Below are 15,227 nucleotides of genomic sequence, written 5' to 3'. Positions count from 1 at the left end.
ACGAAGCAGTTTAGTTGAAGAAGGTATTCGATTATAATGGCATTAAAATACAGTGAAATTAGGTGTTAATTTGGGTATTTCTATAAAACAAAGTGACATTGATTTCTCAACTTTTATTGGTAAAAAAGTTACTGACATTATTCCAGTAGGTAAAGAGCTCATTAATGTGAAGTTTGAACAGGGGAGTTTAAATGTGGAATGTCCTTGGAGATTAAGAAATAGGGACGGCATTTTAGTAGGTTCTACGGAACAACGAGGAATCGGTTTTCTATCCACTTTAAAAAAGCATTTATTAGAGATTCCAATTACGAGTATTTATCACTTTGAACCAACGGAAGATTTGGTAATCGAATTTAATAAAGAATTGTATTTAGACTTATTTGCTGATTCAACATCTTTTGAACAGTATCAATTGTATGAAGGGGAAAGACTGTTTTTGATTGGTAAATGAACGATGTTCTTCAACTAACAGGTGCTTTTGCTCAATATCCTAAATTATCAATGAGCCGAAAATATGCAGTTTTTTATTCATTACTTGCATATTCTCGGTTTTTTATATTCAAAAAACATACTGCCAAAACAGCATTTTTTAATTGCCAAATACAGATGGTGATTCGTACATTTATTTTCGGTGCAATTCTAATCTTTCCAATCGCATTTGTTGAATATATTTGAAACAGAAAATTTTATCAGAACTGATATTGGAACGGTTTTATTTTCTTATGGAATATTTGAGGAATTTTCTAAATGGTTTGTTCTTTATTTTATTGCGTATCGAAGTGCCGAATTTGATGAGCCTTTTGATGGGGTTGTTTATGGAACCTCAGTTTCTTTGGGTTTCGCAACTGCTGAGAATATTATATATTTGATGTCAAATGGGGTAGAAATCGCTTTTAACCGAGCTTTGTTACCTGTATCTAGCCATGCTTTATTTGGGGTTATTATGGGTTTTTATATGAGTAAAGAGAAATTTACCCCAGGAACGAAAATATTCTGGATGGTTTTATCGTTATTAATTCCTTCTGTATTACATGGAATATTTAATTATTTAATGTTAAATGAAGAATTATGGGTATTTATAATTCCATTAATGATTTTCCTATGGTCGTTGGGGATGAAAACAGTACAAACGGCAGAATCTTTAAGTAAGAACCATTTTAATAAACAGCACAGTATATAAGGCTTACTTTTAACTAAAGAGAATTGCAAATTTTTGTGGAAAAATCTTAATAATAACTTAATTTTAGTTCTAAAAGGGGCAGAAGAAATGTCGGATTAAAAGAATTACAGATTTCATATTGGGGATTCTTAAAAGGAGAGAGAATTTCTTTAATTGTCATTATTATTATGGCTATTCCTTTAATCTGAATTTTTGTATGGTAACAAGAGGATTTTAAGATTCTTTTCATTTAATTTCCCATAAAAGTTTCCTTTGACTAAAAAAATTTGTAAAATAAATTATATTTAGAAACTACTTCTTTGCTCCTTAATATAATTTATTTAACAAATGAGATTTTTTTACTCAAAAAGTTTCCTTGGTACAACATATTTAGTGTATACCAATAATGAGGTGATGAAAAAATGAGTGAGGATGTAAAAGAACTGCCTATTTCGGTGGAAGAAGGTTGGAAAAATAAAAGAACACAATCGACTTTACCAGAAGTGTATAGAAGTGTTCGTATTCCAAAGACTGGTTCTTGGATAAAAAAATTCCTTGCTTTTGCAGGACCAGGTTACTTAGTGGCGGTCGGTTATATGGACCCAGGTAACTGGGCAACAGATATTGCAGGAGGATCCCTATTCGGATATACGTTACTTTCTGTTATATTATTGTCTAATTTGATGGCAATTCTACTACAAGCACTCGCTGGGAAGCTAGGGATCGTGACGGGAAGGGATTTAGCTCAAGCGTGCCGTGACCATTACAGTAAGCCAGTCGCAATGGGTTTGTGGATTTTATGTGAACTAGCGATAGCTGCTTGTGATTTAGCGGAAGTGATCGGTTCGGCAATTGCATTAAATCTTTTGTTTGGAATTCCGTTGATATATGGTGTTATTATTACGGCTTTAGATGTACTAGTGGTATTGCTGCTACAAAATAAAGGATTTCGCTTTATTGAAACGTTGGTTATTGTCTTAATTGTTACGATTGGAGGTTGTTTTGCAACTGAAATGTTCCTTTCTAAGCCTGATGTAGGTGGCATATTAAAAGGCTTTGTTCCAAGCACAGAGATTATTAGTAACCCAACGATGCTTTATATTGCCATTGGTATTTTAGGTGCAACAGTCATGCCACACAACTTGTACCTTCATTCATCAATCGTTCAGACTCGAAAGTATCAACAAACCAGTTTGGGGAAACGCCAGGCTATTAAATATGCCACATGGGATTCAACCATTGCACTGTTCTTTGCATTATTTATAAATGCTGCTATCTTGATCCTTTCCTCTGCCACATTCCATAAAGCAGGATTGACGGAAGTGGCAGATATTAATGATGCTTATCATTTACTTACTCCGATTCTAGGAACGACAATTGGAAGTATTTTATTTGGGGTTGCGTTGCTTGCTTCTGGTCAAAACTCAACATTAACAGGGACATTGGCTGGTCAAATTGTCATGGAAGGCTTTTTGAATATTCGCCTCCCAGCTTGGCTTAGAAGACTTATTACCCGATTAATTGCTATTGTACCTGCTGTTATAGTAACTGCTCTTTATGGCGAAAGCGGAACCACTCAACTTCTTATATTGAGTCAAGTTATATTGTCTTTACAACTTTCGTTTGCGGTTGTGCCTCTTATTAAATTCACTAGCGATAGGAAGAAAATGGGTGAGTTCGTCAATCCAATTTGGCTTAAAATTCTTGCTTGGATTGTAGCAATCGTCATCATTTGTCTGAATGTATATTTACTGATTCGAACGTTTTTTGGTTAGTAAATCGACCATTTTTAATTGAAAAATTACCATGTAAATTATTTGACGGAACGGCAATCTCATAAAGGGGTTGCTTTTTTTATTAAGAAATTTATTAAAAAGATTTAATACAGAGCCAGTAAAAGTTAAACCAGACTACGCTAATGTGACCGCTTGAAAGAGATGACACAGTTTTTGCTTGATAAATTGGGACACTTTTTTCCAGTTTAAAACGTACATTTTTACAATGGAGAGGCATACATGATTGCCTTGGTTAATCAGGCAGATCACCGTTTGGCTGTTTTCGGAAATTATTTAATATATGTTTAGGCAGCATATTTATGAATCGATACTCAAGAAAAAATGTATACAAACTAATATTTATACATACTTGCGAGCTCATGCTTGCTGCACTAACGAAGCAGGTTAGCACAAGAAGGAGAATCAGCATAAACCGTCTATTTTAAATAAGAAATGTGATAGAGTGTAGCAATATGTTAAGCTCAGATTATCAAGAATTTGGCAGGTGAGAGAATTATTGTCTGATTCAAGAAAAAGTAAGTTAGAGATGTTATTGAAACAAAATAAAATAAAACAAGCGAAGAAACAACTGGTAGATGACTTACTGAAATACCACGCCATTGATATATCTGATAAAGTGTTTGTAGACTTTGAAGTTTCTGAGGATGTTCATAAAAAAGTATATAAGCTAATTAAGACAGATAAAATTGATGTTTTTAAAATCCCATATGACGAAGAAACACTAAAGTTAAAGATTGATTTTTTATTTGATTATTTTAAGATTTACGAAAATGAAAATATCCTCTTTTATCCATCAACTTTTGGATTTTATTATAGAAGTAGTAATCAACTTTATCTTGATTTTCCTCTTGCAATAACGTTACCTCTAATAGAATGCAAAAGATTTGTTCAAAAACTGATGCTAGAAATGCACGATGACTTGGTTATTGTTTCGGTGAATTTTAATTTTGGTTTTATTTTGAGTGAAGATGAATATTCAGATGTGACAATTGAATATTGGGGACCTGATTTACACAATAAGGATGCATAATCATCTTCTTTGAAAAGATTGTGAAGGATTGTTCTTAAGCTAACGAGTGCTTTAACACATTTAGGAATAAAATTTAAGAGCCTAAAATTTGCAAGTTTTTATGCACTACTTGCGTATTTTGGCTCTTTTTACATTTATATTTTGTCTCGTATACATCGGTAGGAGAGGTTATTTTTAGAAAGAAGATGATCTAGTTCAATATTGGCGGCATCACTATGGTCTGAAAAGGAAGCAAAAGACACTTCCCATCATTCCGTACGTGTCGCGTCGGCACTAAATGGATCGGGAGGGTTTAACCGATATGGAAATTTTACGTTCCTAGGTTAGACCCATTTTAAAGGTGTTTCCGAAGCTTGTTCAGTTGAATCAGTAGTAGCCGTCTCTTGTGCCAACGGAATAACATAAAAAATATTTTAAATATTTTATAATAAAAATGATTGACATAATAAACCCATAAGTGTAAATTACACATATAGAAGAACTAAGGAGATAATCCTATGGCAAAAGATAGCGCCAATCAAACCATTCAACCATCAAAGAGTTTTGTTCTGCCTTTTATATTATTAATTCTTAGTAGAATGTCACTTCATGGATACGAGCTATTTCAAAAGCTTGAAACATTTGGGTTTCATACGATTGATCAAGGAAACTTATATCGGCTCCTTCGTCAGCTTGAAAAGGAAAACCTTGTTTCATCTGAATGGGATACTACGGGAAATGGTCCGGCAAAGCGACGTTACAAAATCACAGAGGTAGGCGTTACATACTTAAAGGGATATGCAAATCAATTAGAAATCTACCAATCAATGTTAGATCAATTCTTCACAATGTATTCTAATTTACTAGAGCTCTATATCCCTTCATTTAAAAGGAAGGATCCAATAGAGAAAGGCACCAATGACCAGAGGAGGAATGAAAATGAGTACAACGACAAAAAAAAGTGAGCAAGTAAAGAAAGCTGCTGAAGTTAAGGAAGAAGGTTATCAAGTCATACCATTTGTAGACACAATATGGAATCAATTCGCACTATCGTTAGATTGGGCAAAGGAACTACAAGAAAGTGGAGAAGAAGCTTATCTAAAGACTGTAAAAGAAACGATTAAGTTCAATAAAGACTTTAGAAATTCTTTTTTAAATCTTTATCAAGAATCTAAAAAGACCAACAGTGAAATCGTTGATAGTGTAAGCGCCCTTTATAAAAAAAATGATGTCTTACAGATTGATTTTCCAGAGCTTACAGACCAATTTCGAGATGTATCTGATCGTGTAGAGAATCTAGGGTTAACTCCAATTAAATTATCCTTCGATCTAATGGATCGATTTGATAATAACCTTGTGGAAAATAGTGAGAATTATGTACACTATGTAAGAGAGCGTCGAAACGACTTGCTAAAAGTTACAAGTGATTATGTGGAAATTGCAAAAAACAACCATGCAAACATCTTTTCCATGATCGAGAAAAGTGTAAAAGTACATGTAAATAATTAATAAGGATAAATCATTAAGATTCATCCTTAAAAATAGTAAAGAGACAATCGTTCGGGCGATTGTCTCTTTTTTAAATTCAAAATCTATTACTTGGATTATAGTTTAAAAATTTTAACGATAAAACAGTCACTGAGCTATCAGCTTGAAAACTATGACCTATAAAATGGGCCCTCTTAAAAAAACCTTATAGCTTAAGCAGCTAACAAGTGACTCTGGTATTGCGATCTGTATGTCAAACAAGCTTCCGAGTCGTATGATAGGCATAGGGAGTCAAGCTCTTTTCAATTCTTGATTGTGCTTGTTTCGTCACTTACAATATACAAGAATTTGGGGGGTACTCTTTTTTTCATGCCTTGAAACGCTTGGGGAATAAGTGATTAGAATTGTAAAATTCATTCAGTTATAAAATTAAATTACTTTATTGTCACTTTTCATTAACTCCATTTAAAAAAAACATATGTCAATGATAACAATAATAATGACAACAATAAAAAAGATAATGTTATTGTTGATGTTGTTATTAGAATTAAAAAAAGAGGTGAAATAACTTATTCCTCAATGTTATCCTTATTAAAACTTAGATCAAAATGGATAAATTATAAACAGATGTTTTTGTCACTAATTATATATCCTTTCATTTAACAAAAAGGCGATAAAGATGATATTATTTGTTATTTTCCAATCATTTTGTTGGAACAATTTTATCAGTTTTCATATTCCTTTAAGACTCTTTTTATATTGATCCGTAAAAATATCTAGATCATGAGTAAATTTAAAGAAGACCAAGCGATACTCTCTTCCGCCTGTTCCAATAATATCAATATTCTAACATATCCTTCTTTCTTAGTCGGCAATCTTTTTTTGATCAGTTTACACTAATTTCCATACTCAATTTCTACGACAACTGCTGCATCATTCTGCCAGAGATGAAAGGCGGCACAGAGAAAAGTTTCCTTTAGCATATCGAGATGTTCCAGTGGATAATAGAAATCCATTAAAAAAGGTCAGATATGGATTTATTGAAAGTGCTAGCCTTATGGATTTGGGCGGCAGCACTACGGTCTGATCAGAAAGGAAAAGCATCTTTCTATCATTCCGTACGTGTCGCTTCGGCATTAAATGGACCGATAACCACGGTCTGTACGGCAAACGCCGCCATACCGAACGAGCCGAAAACCGGAAAACCGGAAAATCAAAAGATTGAAAGATCAAAAGAATAAAAGACAAAAGGAGAGCAGCCGAAACGGCTGCTTTTATTGTTTATTTTTCCCTTTTGCCTTCCGAATCGTAAAACAACGCAAGCCTTCTAAGCTTCCAGCCGGTAGGACACCCGAACCTTTCCGGCTAGAAGCTAAGAAGGCTAGTCAATCGGTCAAGGGGCAAAAAACTTTTTGCTTAAAGGCGTTATCACAACAGCAAAAAACTTTTGTGCAAAGAGCGCCCTTGACCCATTGACTATGCGTGTTTTTCGTTCAACTTGCAAAAGGGGAAAAATCATCCCCCTTTGGGGAACTTACTCGCTTCGCAAGTCAAAAGGGAAAGGAAATCATTAGGCAAACATCAAAAGTCTAAAATCATTAGCAAATCAAAGGAGGAAAAACAAGATGGCAAAAAGCGTGTATGAAATTATTACAAAAAAATCATCCGAAAATTAGAAAAGGGTGTTGTACCGTGGCGCCAGCCATAGACCGATTCAAATGCAGTCAACTGGAAAACACAAAAACCTTACCGGGGAATCAATATTTTCCTAGTAGAGCAGGGGGAATATGCTTCCAAAAAACAGATTTTAGAAGCGGGTGGAAGAATTAAAAAAGAGGAACTGAAAAATTCTCATATCATTGTCTATTGGCTTTGTAAAGAGAAAGAAGACGAAGAAACAGGGGAAAAAAAGACCTTTGCCAACCCCTTTTATTATCGAGTTTGGGAGATAAATAGACAGTGTACCGGCTTAGAAAGTAAAAGAAGCAATGAAACCTTTGATCATGACCCTATCGAAAAAGCGGAGGAAATTTTTAAAGGATATATCAACTCACCAGATTACACATTTCAATCGGGTAAAGCAGTCTATTACCGTCATTCTCTGATATTTTGGAATCCTTTTCTATCTGAAAGCCATTTAAAATAACAATGTCCGTTGGATTTCCAATTTGTTCTCGTACTTCAAATGCAGTCTGACAAGCTATTTCAATCTCTTTTCCATTTATCGTTATATTCATAGATCAACCACCTCCCACAAATCTAACAATTTCCAGATTGTCTTCATTCTCAAGCAAAACTTCCTTATAAGCAGCTTTTGGAATAATTTTTCCATTGCGTTCTACTGCAATTGTTGTCAAATCAAATTTTTGCATAGTTAAAAAATCAAATAAAGATTGCCTTTCCTCCAATACAACAAAGGCGCCATTTACTTTCATTTTTTCACATCCTTTCTAAATTTCCACAAAAAAAGCACAAAATAGGACCTACACCTTTTCGGTGGTGTACCCCATTTTGTGCTTCATTTTATATAGTTAAATTATACGAAGGTTGGGTATTATAGTCAAGAAAAGGATAGACTATTTGTTGGAATTGAACAGAAAACAAAGGTGCCAGATTCAATTCTTAATAAACGGCGTTAAATAAGAATTGAATTCAATAAAGTCATATTTATCAAGGGTTTTAGCGTTTTAAAAGAAATCTAGATTAATCTAGTTGAATTAAACAAATTAAGTATGTGCACCTTTTTGTGCACTGTTTCTATTAAAATGGTAAGTGTGTGGTCGAAAAGAGGAGCTCAAAAAAACTAGGATTTTTGGAGATCCTCTTTCTTTTTGAATCATAAGCAGGTAATTTCAAAAAGCATATGTGGTATTGTACTTTTTTAGATTAGTCGTTATAAAAGATAAGCTTCCTCACTTTTTAACTTTTTTGAAGTCCAAATTGCCAGCTGAAGAGTTAAGGCGTCTTTAAAGCATTTTGGATCGTAGCCTGTTTCTTCCTCTATTTTATTTAGCCGGTATATTAGTGTATTCCGATGAATAAATAATTCATCAGCCGTGTGCTGAATATTCAGATTTTTATTAAAAAAGGTTTCCAGCGTTTCAGTATACTTAATTAGTGTTTGATTTATTATTCGGTTTGTAAACCTCTCAGCGCCGGCTCTGTCGACTTTAAAAATAAGAGCTTTTGATTCAATTTCGGCAAAGGAGATCAGTTCCTCACTTTCATCACTGATTTGTAGAGCGAGATCACAATCTGTGTAAGATTGGCAAAACTTACTTAAAGACTGAAAAGGAATACTGTAGGTAAGCCGAAATTTCACCTTAAGTTTTTTTAATACGCGACAAACTTTCTCTAATATTCTGTCTACTTCTGATGGAATGCATTCTGATACAGCAATTAAGATTCGGTTGATATTGATAAAACCAATAAGTCCTCTGTTCTTGCCTGTTATTTCTTCCAACTCATGGATCAGCCTGTTATTGGAGATTGCACGCTCAGTCATTTGAATGATAAAGGTGACAAATGGAGGCTGAAGTTTTATTTCAAGTAAATTCAATCCCCGTTCAATATGGCTGTTGGATGGGGACACTTTTAATAATTCCTCAATAATCATTTCTCTTGTCCGCTGCAGCCACTCCGTTTGTGAAGCAATAAACTGCTGCTTAATCATAAGCTCGGTTGTCATCTTGACTATACCGCCCAATTCCTGCATTTCATCGGGGTTACCTGTTATTCCAATTACTCCGACGATTTTATCCTGAAAGATAATCGGTAAATTAATTCCTCGCTGAGCCCCTTTCCAGACGCCTTCCTTGTCAGGGTGAATGGTCAGTGACCGGCCCTTCTTTATTACCTCCAGTGCTCCTTCATGAATATCGTCAATCCTTGACAAATCACCTGAAGCGATAATAATTCCTTTTTCATTCATAATATTAATATTTCGATTTAAGCGCATAGAAGTTTCCTTAACTATATCAATCGCAATTTCTCTAGTTAGCATATTTACCTCCAAAGATTAGTCAATCAATACAAAAAAAACGGAAAATATAGCGTTATATTTGTCTGTTGCGCACGATGAATAAAACCTACAAGACTAGTATAATAGAAAAAAACAGATTTGAAAGCGTTTTCGGAGGGATTCTATGAAAATTGTTATAGCCCCAGATTCTTTTAAGGGTAGTCTTAGTTCAGTAGAAGCAGCATTTTCAATCGAAAAAGGTATTAAAAAAGCTTTTCCTGAAGCAGAAACATTGTTGCTTCCTGTTGGAGACGGGGGAGAAGGGACATTGGACACACTGGTGGCTGCGACAAAAGGGAGAAGGGTTCCAGTACGCGTGACCGGTCCTTTAGGCAAAAAGGTTAACTCTGAGTATGGGGTTTTGGGAGATGGGAAGACCTGTGTTATTGAAATGGCCAAGGCTTCGGGACTGTGGCTTGTTCCTCTGGGAGAACTTAATCCTTTGAAAGCCACAACATTTGGTACCGGAGAACTTATTAAGCAGGCTCTAGATGATGGGTTTAAATCTTTCATTCTTGCAGTAGGAGGTTCAGCTACCAATGATGGCGGCGCAGGTATGCTTCAGGCTTTAGGTTTGAAGATTCTGGATAAAGAAGGAAAAGAATTATCTTTTGGAGGGGCAGAGCTTTCAAGAATAAACTCCATAGATATAAGCAACTTTGATAGCAGAATTCAAACCTGTACATTCCTGATTGCTTCTGATGTACAAAACCCTTTAATTGGTCCGGATGGGGCATCCTATGTTTTTGGCCCGCAAAAAGGAGCGACTCCGGAAAATGTAGAACTGTTAGACAGGAGTCTGGCGGATTGGGCAGAGGCAGTTGAGAAGGTTACTGGTATCCATTTGCATGATTTGGTTGGTGCGGGAGCTGCAGGTGGGATTGGTGGAGCGTTTCAGGCTTTTTTCCCTGCGGAAATAAGGCGAGGGATTGATGTCGTTATTGAATATACCGGGCTTCATCAAGCTCTTGTTGACGCAGACCTTGTCATTACCGGTGAAGGGCAGGTTGACTTTCAGACCGCTTCGGGAAAAACGCCAATGGGGGTTGCTCAGGCGGCAAAATTACGGAATATTCCAACTGTTATCCTGGCAGGCTCTATTGGAAAGGGAATTGACGCTTTATATCAGTATGGCGTGGTAAGCGTGAACAGTATTATAAATAAACCGATGCAGTTGAACGAGGCTATTGAAAGTGCTGCAGAATTATTGGAAAACGGTACAGAACAAGTTGTCCGTTCCTATTTTTATTATAGAAAACAAAATCAGATGAAGGTGGGTCTATAAATGAGAATCAAACAAACGATTGAGAAAGTTCCCGGAGGCTTAATGGTTGTTCCTTTAATGTTAGGAGCCCTTTTAAACACCCTTGACCAAATGCATTTACCAATGCTCATGGACTTTTTAAAATACCTCGGGGTTGCCCAGACTCCAGAAGGAAATTATGAGTTCTTAAGAATCGGCGGGTTTTCTGAAGCCCTTTTTAAAAATGGAGCCTTGGTGTTGATTGCTATGTTTCTTTTCTGTGCCGGCAGCCAGATGAATTTAAGGGTAGGAGGAACCGCACTTAAGAAAGGTGTGTTGCTTACTACTTCAAAATACTTAACTGGATTAGCAATTGGTCTTTTGTTTGGATACTTCTTTGACCCTATGCATGGGCTGTTTGGTTTATCAACTATGGCAATCATTGCGGCTATGACTAATGGGAACGGCGGGATGTATGCTGCACTGACAAGCCAATATGGCAATCGTTCTGATGTAGGTGCAGTTGCAGTCCTTTCCCTTAATGATGGTCCTTTCTTTACCTTAATGTCCCTGGGGCTGCTTGGGGCAAAATTCCCGGTTATCGCTTTTATTGCAGTTCTGCTTCCAATCGCAATCGGTATGATTTTAGGGAACTTGGATCCCGAGATCCGCGCGTTTTTAAAGGCTGGCGAAATCCTGCCTGTACCATTCTTTGCTTTTGCTTTAGGGGCTGGCATGAACTTTGCCAATTTCTTTAATCCAGCGGTAGTTGCAGCGGGGTTAACAATTGGAATTTTAACTACTGTACTAACAGGTCTTACCGGAATTTTGGTGTTTAAGTTATTTAGAGAAAAAAGTTTCATTGCACCGGTGGCTGAAGCATCCACCGCAGGAAACGCAGCTGCTACACCTGCTGCGATTGCCGCTGCTGCAGCGGTTGCTGCTGGCTCTGGAATGATGAGCAAGGCTGAAGCTGCTGGATATGAAAGTATAGCGGTCCTGGCCACTGCTCAAATCTCTATAGCCGTTCTTACAACTGCTATTTTGTGTCCGATTGCCGTCATTTTTGTCGATAAATATCAAAGAAGAAGAGGCATTGATGGCACATTTGAAAAAGAAGAGAAGAATCCTCGGGTAAAAAAAGAACAATCGATACACGCAGCAAAATAAACATATACCCCTGTGAGTGATCTTAGGGTTAATCATTTCCTTATATGGATAGGGGAAAATTGGGATAATTATTAGAAACTTCTATATTAATAAACTCCAACTTAGTAAGTGAGGGATACTGCATGGAAACAACTTTATTGTATGGAAAAAACGGCCTGTCACTGAATTTGCCTGATTCAGCTTTTATTGTAGAACCAAATAATTTGCCAGGCCTGGAAAATGACGAAACAGCTATTAAAGCTGCTTTAAGCAGTCCTATAGGTACACCTCCGCTCAAGGAGATGGTTAAGCCCACGGATACCGTTGCTATTATTATTAGTGATATCACAAGGCCTACCCCTAATCATAAGCTGGTACCGCTGCTCATTCAGGAACTCTCTCATGTTCCTCTGGGGAATTTTGTTATTATCAATGGTACAGGAACCCATCGTGACCAAACAAGAGAAGAGTTCGTCCGAATGCTTGGAGAATGGGTTGTAGATAATATACGGATCATTAACAATCAGTGCCATGATAAGGAGACTCTTGTAAACCTGGGAAGAAGTAAATTTGGATGCGATGTGTATTTAAATAAGGATTATGTAGAGGCTGATTTCCGGATCGTAACCGGTTTTATTGAACCCCACTTTTTTGCTGGCTTTTCAGGGGGTCCTAAAGGTATCATGCCTGGCATAGCTGGCATTGAAACGATTATGACGTTTCATAACGCAAGAATGATTGGGGACCCGCGTTCAACGTGGGGAAATATGGAAGATAATCCAGTCCAGGAAATGACAAGAGAAATAAATCGGATGTGCAAACCGAACTTTATGTTAAATGTCACATTAAATAGAGAAAAAGAAATAACCTCAGTATTTGCTGGTGAATTATATGAGGCGCATGATAAAGGATGTGCTTTTGTTAAAGAACATGCCATGATTCAATGCGAAAAACGTTTCGATATAGTCATCACTTCCAACTCCGGTTATCCACTTGATCAAAATCTATATCAGGCCGTAAAAGGGATGAGTGCGGCACACAAAATTGTTAAAGAAGGTGGAGCTATTATTGTAGCGTCAGAGTGCTCAGACGGATTGCCGGATCACGGAAATTACTCAAAAATTTTTGGATTAGCCAAAACTCCTGAAACTTTGCTGGAAATGATTAATGACCCGGAATTTAAAATGTTTGATCAATGGCAAGTTCAAAAGCAGGCTGTGGCTCAGGTTTGGGCGGATGTATATGTTTTTTCAGAATTGACAGATGAACAAGTACAAGGAGCCATGCTGCAACCATCACACGATATTGAAAAAACCTTGGGAACGTTATATGAGAAATATGGCAGTGAGATGTCAATTGCCGTATTGCCATTAGGCCCACTAACCATTCCGTATGTAGAAGAAAAAATTCCCGGAGAGGTTTCGGGCCTAGCAAAAAACTTATAACTTGAAGGCAGATTTCATCTATCGGTGAAACTGCTCTTTTTTTCATTTAAAAGAGTTAGACCACACATGATAAAGGCTTTAAATAAAAATGTATTGTGTTAGATTACATAAACCTATATTAATAGTATTTATTTTTGTAATCGCTTTATTTTTTCTTTTACTTTTCCGAAAATTCGCTTATAATAAAATTGTGTTGCAAAATGCATAACTAATATACTAAATTAGAGCGAAATTGTTTCTCGATGGATTAATTTTGCAACAATAAAATTTTTAATATCAGTATAGATTGAACATACAGCTGTAATGGGGGGAATACGAATGAAAGAGAAATATGAACGCCTTAAACAAATAGTAAAAGAAATGGACAATGTTGTTGTTGCATTTTCCGGCGGTGTCGATAGTACGCTTCTCTTAAAAGTAGCGGTAGATGTTTTAGGAACTGAAAACGTTCTGGCAGTTACAGCTGATTCTGAAACATACCCTACTAGTGAATTAGAAGAGGCGAAAATGCTGGCCGGATTAATTGGAGCAACACACCAAGTAATTGAAACCTCTGAATTGAATATCCCCGGTTATGCAGAAAATGACCAGAATCGCTGTTATTTCTGTAAAAATGGATTGTTTGAAGAAGTCGTTCCGATTATGCGGCAAAAGGGTTTTAAAAACGTCGTATATGGTTTGATTGCTGATGATATGAGTGAACATCGCCCCGGTGTCCGTGCTGCCAAAGAGCATGGAGTCCGCGGACCGCTGCAAGAGGCAAATCTTTATAAAGAAGAAATTCGTGAATTGTCAAAACAGTTAAACTTGCCTACATGGGAAAAACCATCGTTTGCCTGTCTGTCATCACGAATTGCTTATGGCGAAAAAATTACTCAAGAAAAACTAACAAAGATTGATAAGTCAGAGGCTTATCTAAAAGGTTTGGGAATCAGACAAGTGCGTGTACGAACTCATCAGGAGATTGCCAGGATTGAAGTAGAACCTAAAGACATGCAGCTAGTTTTAACTCATCATAACGAAATCATAGAAAACCTTCATGGTTTTGGCTATAAATATGTTACCCTTGATCTGCAAGGCTATATGAGCGGCAGCATGAATAAAGTGTTAACAACAAGTCTGAACTAAAGGTGAGTCATCAATGGAAAATAGGAATATTGAAGCGATATTAAAGCAAGTGAGAGATAGAACGATAGATGTGGAACAGGCAAAAACGATGCTGGTCCAATTTCAGGACATGGGCTTTGCTAAATTAGATCATCAAAGACAGAAACGTACAGGGTTTCCCGAAGTGGTGTTTGGTGAAGGGAAAAGCGTGGAACAAATCATTTCGATCATAACCGCCTTAAAGAAGAATATTAATCGTGTTCTGGCTACAAGAGTAGACGAGCTAAAAGCGGCTGAAGTCATCGCTGCCGTTCCCGGCCTTACCTACAATCCAGTGGCAAGAACGCTATTTTGGAAGCACGAAACTGAGCCGGCTGTTTTATATAAAGGCTATATTGCCATTGTGTGTGCAGGAACCTCTGATTTGCCGGTTGCAGAGGAAGCCGCAGTTACAGCTGAAGCGTTTGGAGCTTCGGTAAAACGAATTTACGATGTAGGAGTGGCCGGAATCCATCGGCTTTTTCATCACCTTGATGAAATTGAGAACGCAACAGCGACCGTCGCAGTTGCTGGAATGGAAGGGGCACTTGCAAGTGTGGTTGGCGGTTTAATTAGCAATCCGATTGTAGCTGTACCTACAAGTATTGGTTACGGTGCGAATTTCCAGGGTCTTTCGGCTTTATTATCGATGCTCAATGCCTGCTCTCCGGGAATCAGCGTTGTAAATATTGATAATGGCTTTGGTGCAGGATATTATGCAACATTAATCCATAAAAATCATCATAAAAATATAGTAGATTAAGAGGATGA

The 15,227-nt window shown here is 36.8% G+C and carries 17 protein-coding genes and 1 pseudogene; 15 read left to right on the top strand and 3 right to left on the bottom strand.

What is annotated here, in order from left to right; genetic code table 11:
* Positions 1-52: 52 nt before the first annotated feature.
* The 10 genes and pseudogenes from ACJ004_RS20705 to ACJ004_RS20660 all read left to right on the top strand — a co-directional run.
* On the top strand, positions 53-451 hold the full coding sequence (locus ACJ004_RS20705) for a hypothetical protein (protein WP_410895030.1): 399 nt from the start codon (positions 53-55) through the stop codon (positions 449-451).
* A complete protein-coding gene (locus tag ACJ004_RS20700; RefSeq protein ID WP_410895029.1) occupies positions 448-675 on the top strand; it encodes a hypothetical protein in 228 nt (75 codons plus the stop codon). The genes ACJ004_RS20705 and ACJ004_RS20700 overlap by 4 nt, the downstream gene beginning before the upstream one ends.
* Positions 662-1,180, top strand: a complete 519-nt coding sequence (locus ACJ004_RS20695) for a PrsW family glutamic-type intramembrane protease (RefSeq protein WP_410895028.1) — start codon at positions 662-664, stop codon at positions 1,178-1,180. Before ACJ004_RS20700 ends, ACJ004_RS20695 begins: the two co-directional genes overlap by 14 nt.
* Positions 1,181-1,581: 401 nt before the next feature.
* Entirely contained in the window at positions 1,582-2,934 is a 1,353-nt protein-coding gene (locus tag ACJ004_RS20690; RefSeq protein WP_410895027.1) for an Nramp family divalent metal transporter, read from the top strand.
* 517 nt (positions 2,935-3,451) lie between these two features.
* Positions 3,452-3,985, top strand: coding sequence for a hypothetical protein (locus ACJ004_RS20685; RefSeq protein ID WP_410895026.1), 534 nt, complete (start codon positions 3,452-3,454; stop codon positions 3,983-3,985).
* A 201-nt stretch (positions 3,986-4,186) separates the two neighbouring features.
* Complete coding sequence (locus ACJ004_RS20680; RefSeq protein ID WP_410895025.1) at positions 4,187-4,312, top strand: hypothetical protein; 126 nt, start codon at positions 4,187-4,189, stop codon at positions 4,310-4,312.
* Positions 4,313-4,482: 170 nt separating this feature from the next.
* Positions 4,483-4,929, top strand: a complete 447-nt coding sequence (gene phaQ / locus ACJ004_RS20675; RefSeq protein WP_410895024.1) for a poly-beta-hydroxybutyrate-responsive repressor — start codon at positions 4,483-4,485, stop codon at positions 4,927-4,929.
* Positions 4,904-5,473, top strand: a complete 570-nt coding sequence (locus ACJ004_RS20670; RefSeq protein ID WP_410895023.1) for a hypothetical protein — start codon at positions 4,904-4,906, stop codon at positions 5,471-5,473. The genes phaQ and ACJ004_RS20670 overlap by 26 nt, the downstream gene beginning before the upstream one ends.
* 1,010 nt (positions 5,474-6,483) lie before the next feature.
* Positions 6,484-6,693, top strand: a complete 210-nt coding sequence (locus ACJ004_RS20665) for a hypothetical protein (RefSeq protein ID WP_410895022.1) — start codon at positions 6,484-6,486, stop codon at positions 6,691-6,693.
* Positions 6,694-7,184: 491 nt separating this feature from the next.
* Positions 7,185-7,370, top strand: a pseudogene (locus tag ACJ004_RS20660) (ArdC-like ssDNA-binding domain-containing protein); the annotation flags it as partial.
* Between the two features lie 127 nt (positions 7,371-7,497).
* On the opposite strand, the gene ACJ004_RS20655 reads toward ACJ004_RS20660, so the two are convergent.
* The 3 genes from ACJ004_RS20655 to ACJ004_RS20645 all read right to left on the bottom strand — a co-directional run bounded on the left by ACJ004_RS20655 (position 7,498) and on the right by ACJ004_RS20645 (position 9,455).
* Positions 7,498-7,689, bottom strand: a complete 192-nt coding sequence (locus tag ACJ004_RS20655) for a ThiS-like ubiquitin domain-containing protein (protein WP_410895021.1) — start codon at positions 7,687-7,689, stop codon at positions 7,498-7,500.
* Between the two features lie 3 nt (positions 7,690-7,692).
* Complete coding sequence (gene thiS, locus ACJ004_RS20650) at positions 7,693-7,887, bottom strand: sulfur carrier protein ThiS (protein ID WP_410895020.1); 195 nt, start codon at positions 7,885-7,887, stop codon at positions 7,693-7,695.
* A gap of 458 nt (positions 7,888-8,345) precedes the next feature.
* Positions 8,346-9,455: a CdaR family transcriptional regulator gene (locus ACJ004_RS20645; RefSeq protein ID WP_410895019.1), complete on the bottom strand. Its 1,110-nt coding sequence runs from the start codon at positions 9,453-9,455 to the stop codon at positions 8,346-8,348.
* A 142-nt stretch (positions 9,456-9,597) separates the two neighbouring features.
* Between ACJ004_RS20645 and ACJ004_RS20640 the strand changes: the two genes are divergently transcribed.
* From ACJ004_RS20640 to larB, 5 genes are all read left to right on the top strand, one after another.
* Positions 9,598-10,758: a glycerate kinase gene (locus ACJ004_RS20640; RefSeq protein WP_410895018.1), complete on the top strand. Its 1,161-nt coding sequence runs from the start codon at positions 9,598-9,600 to the stop codon at positions 10,756-10,758.
* Entirely contained in the window at positions 10,759-11,886 is a 1,128-nt protein-coding gene (locus tag ACJ004_RS20635; protein WP_410895017.1) for a 2-keto-3-deoxygluconate permease, read from the top strand.
* A 122-nt stretch (positions 11,887-12,008) separates the two neighbouring features.
* Positions 12,009-13,310, top strand: a complete 1,302-nt coding sequence (gene larA / locus ACJ004_RS20630) for a nickel-dependent lactate racemase (RefSeq protein ID WP_410895016.1) — start codon at positions 12,009-12,011, stop codon at positions 13,308-13,310.
* 318 nt (positions 13,311-13,628) lie between these two features.
* On the top strand, positions 13,629-14,438 hold the full coding sequence (gene larE / locus ACJ004_RS20625; RefSeq protein WP_410895015.1) for an ATP-dependent sacrificial sulfur transferase LarE: 810 nt from the start codon (positions 13,629-13,631) through the stop codon (positions 14,436-14,438).
* A gap of 13 nt (positions 14,439-14,451) precedes the next feature.
* A complete protein-coding gene (larB, locus tag ACJ004_RS20620; RefSeq protein WP_410895014.1) occupies positions 14,452-15,219 on the top strand; it encodes a nickel pincer cofactor biosynthesis protein LarB in 768 nt (255 codons plus the stop codon).
* The last annotated feature ends 8 nt before the right edge of the window (positions 15,220-15,227 follow it).

The sequence above is a fragment of the Neobacillus sp. 204 genome (genome assembly GCF_046562815.1).
Lineage (GTDB): Bacteria > Bacillota > Bacilli > Bacillales > Cytobacillaceae > Neobacillus.
Note: the sequence above shows the minus strand (reverse complement) of the source record. Positions and strands in the feature narration are given on the sequence as shown.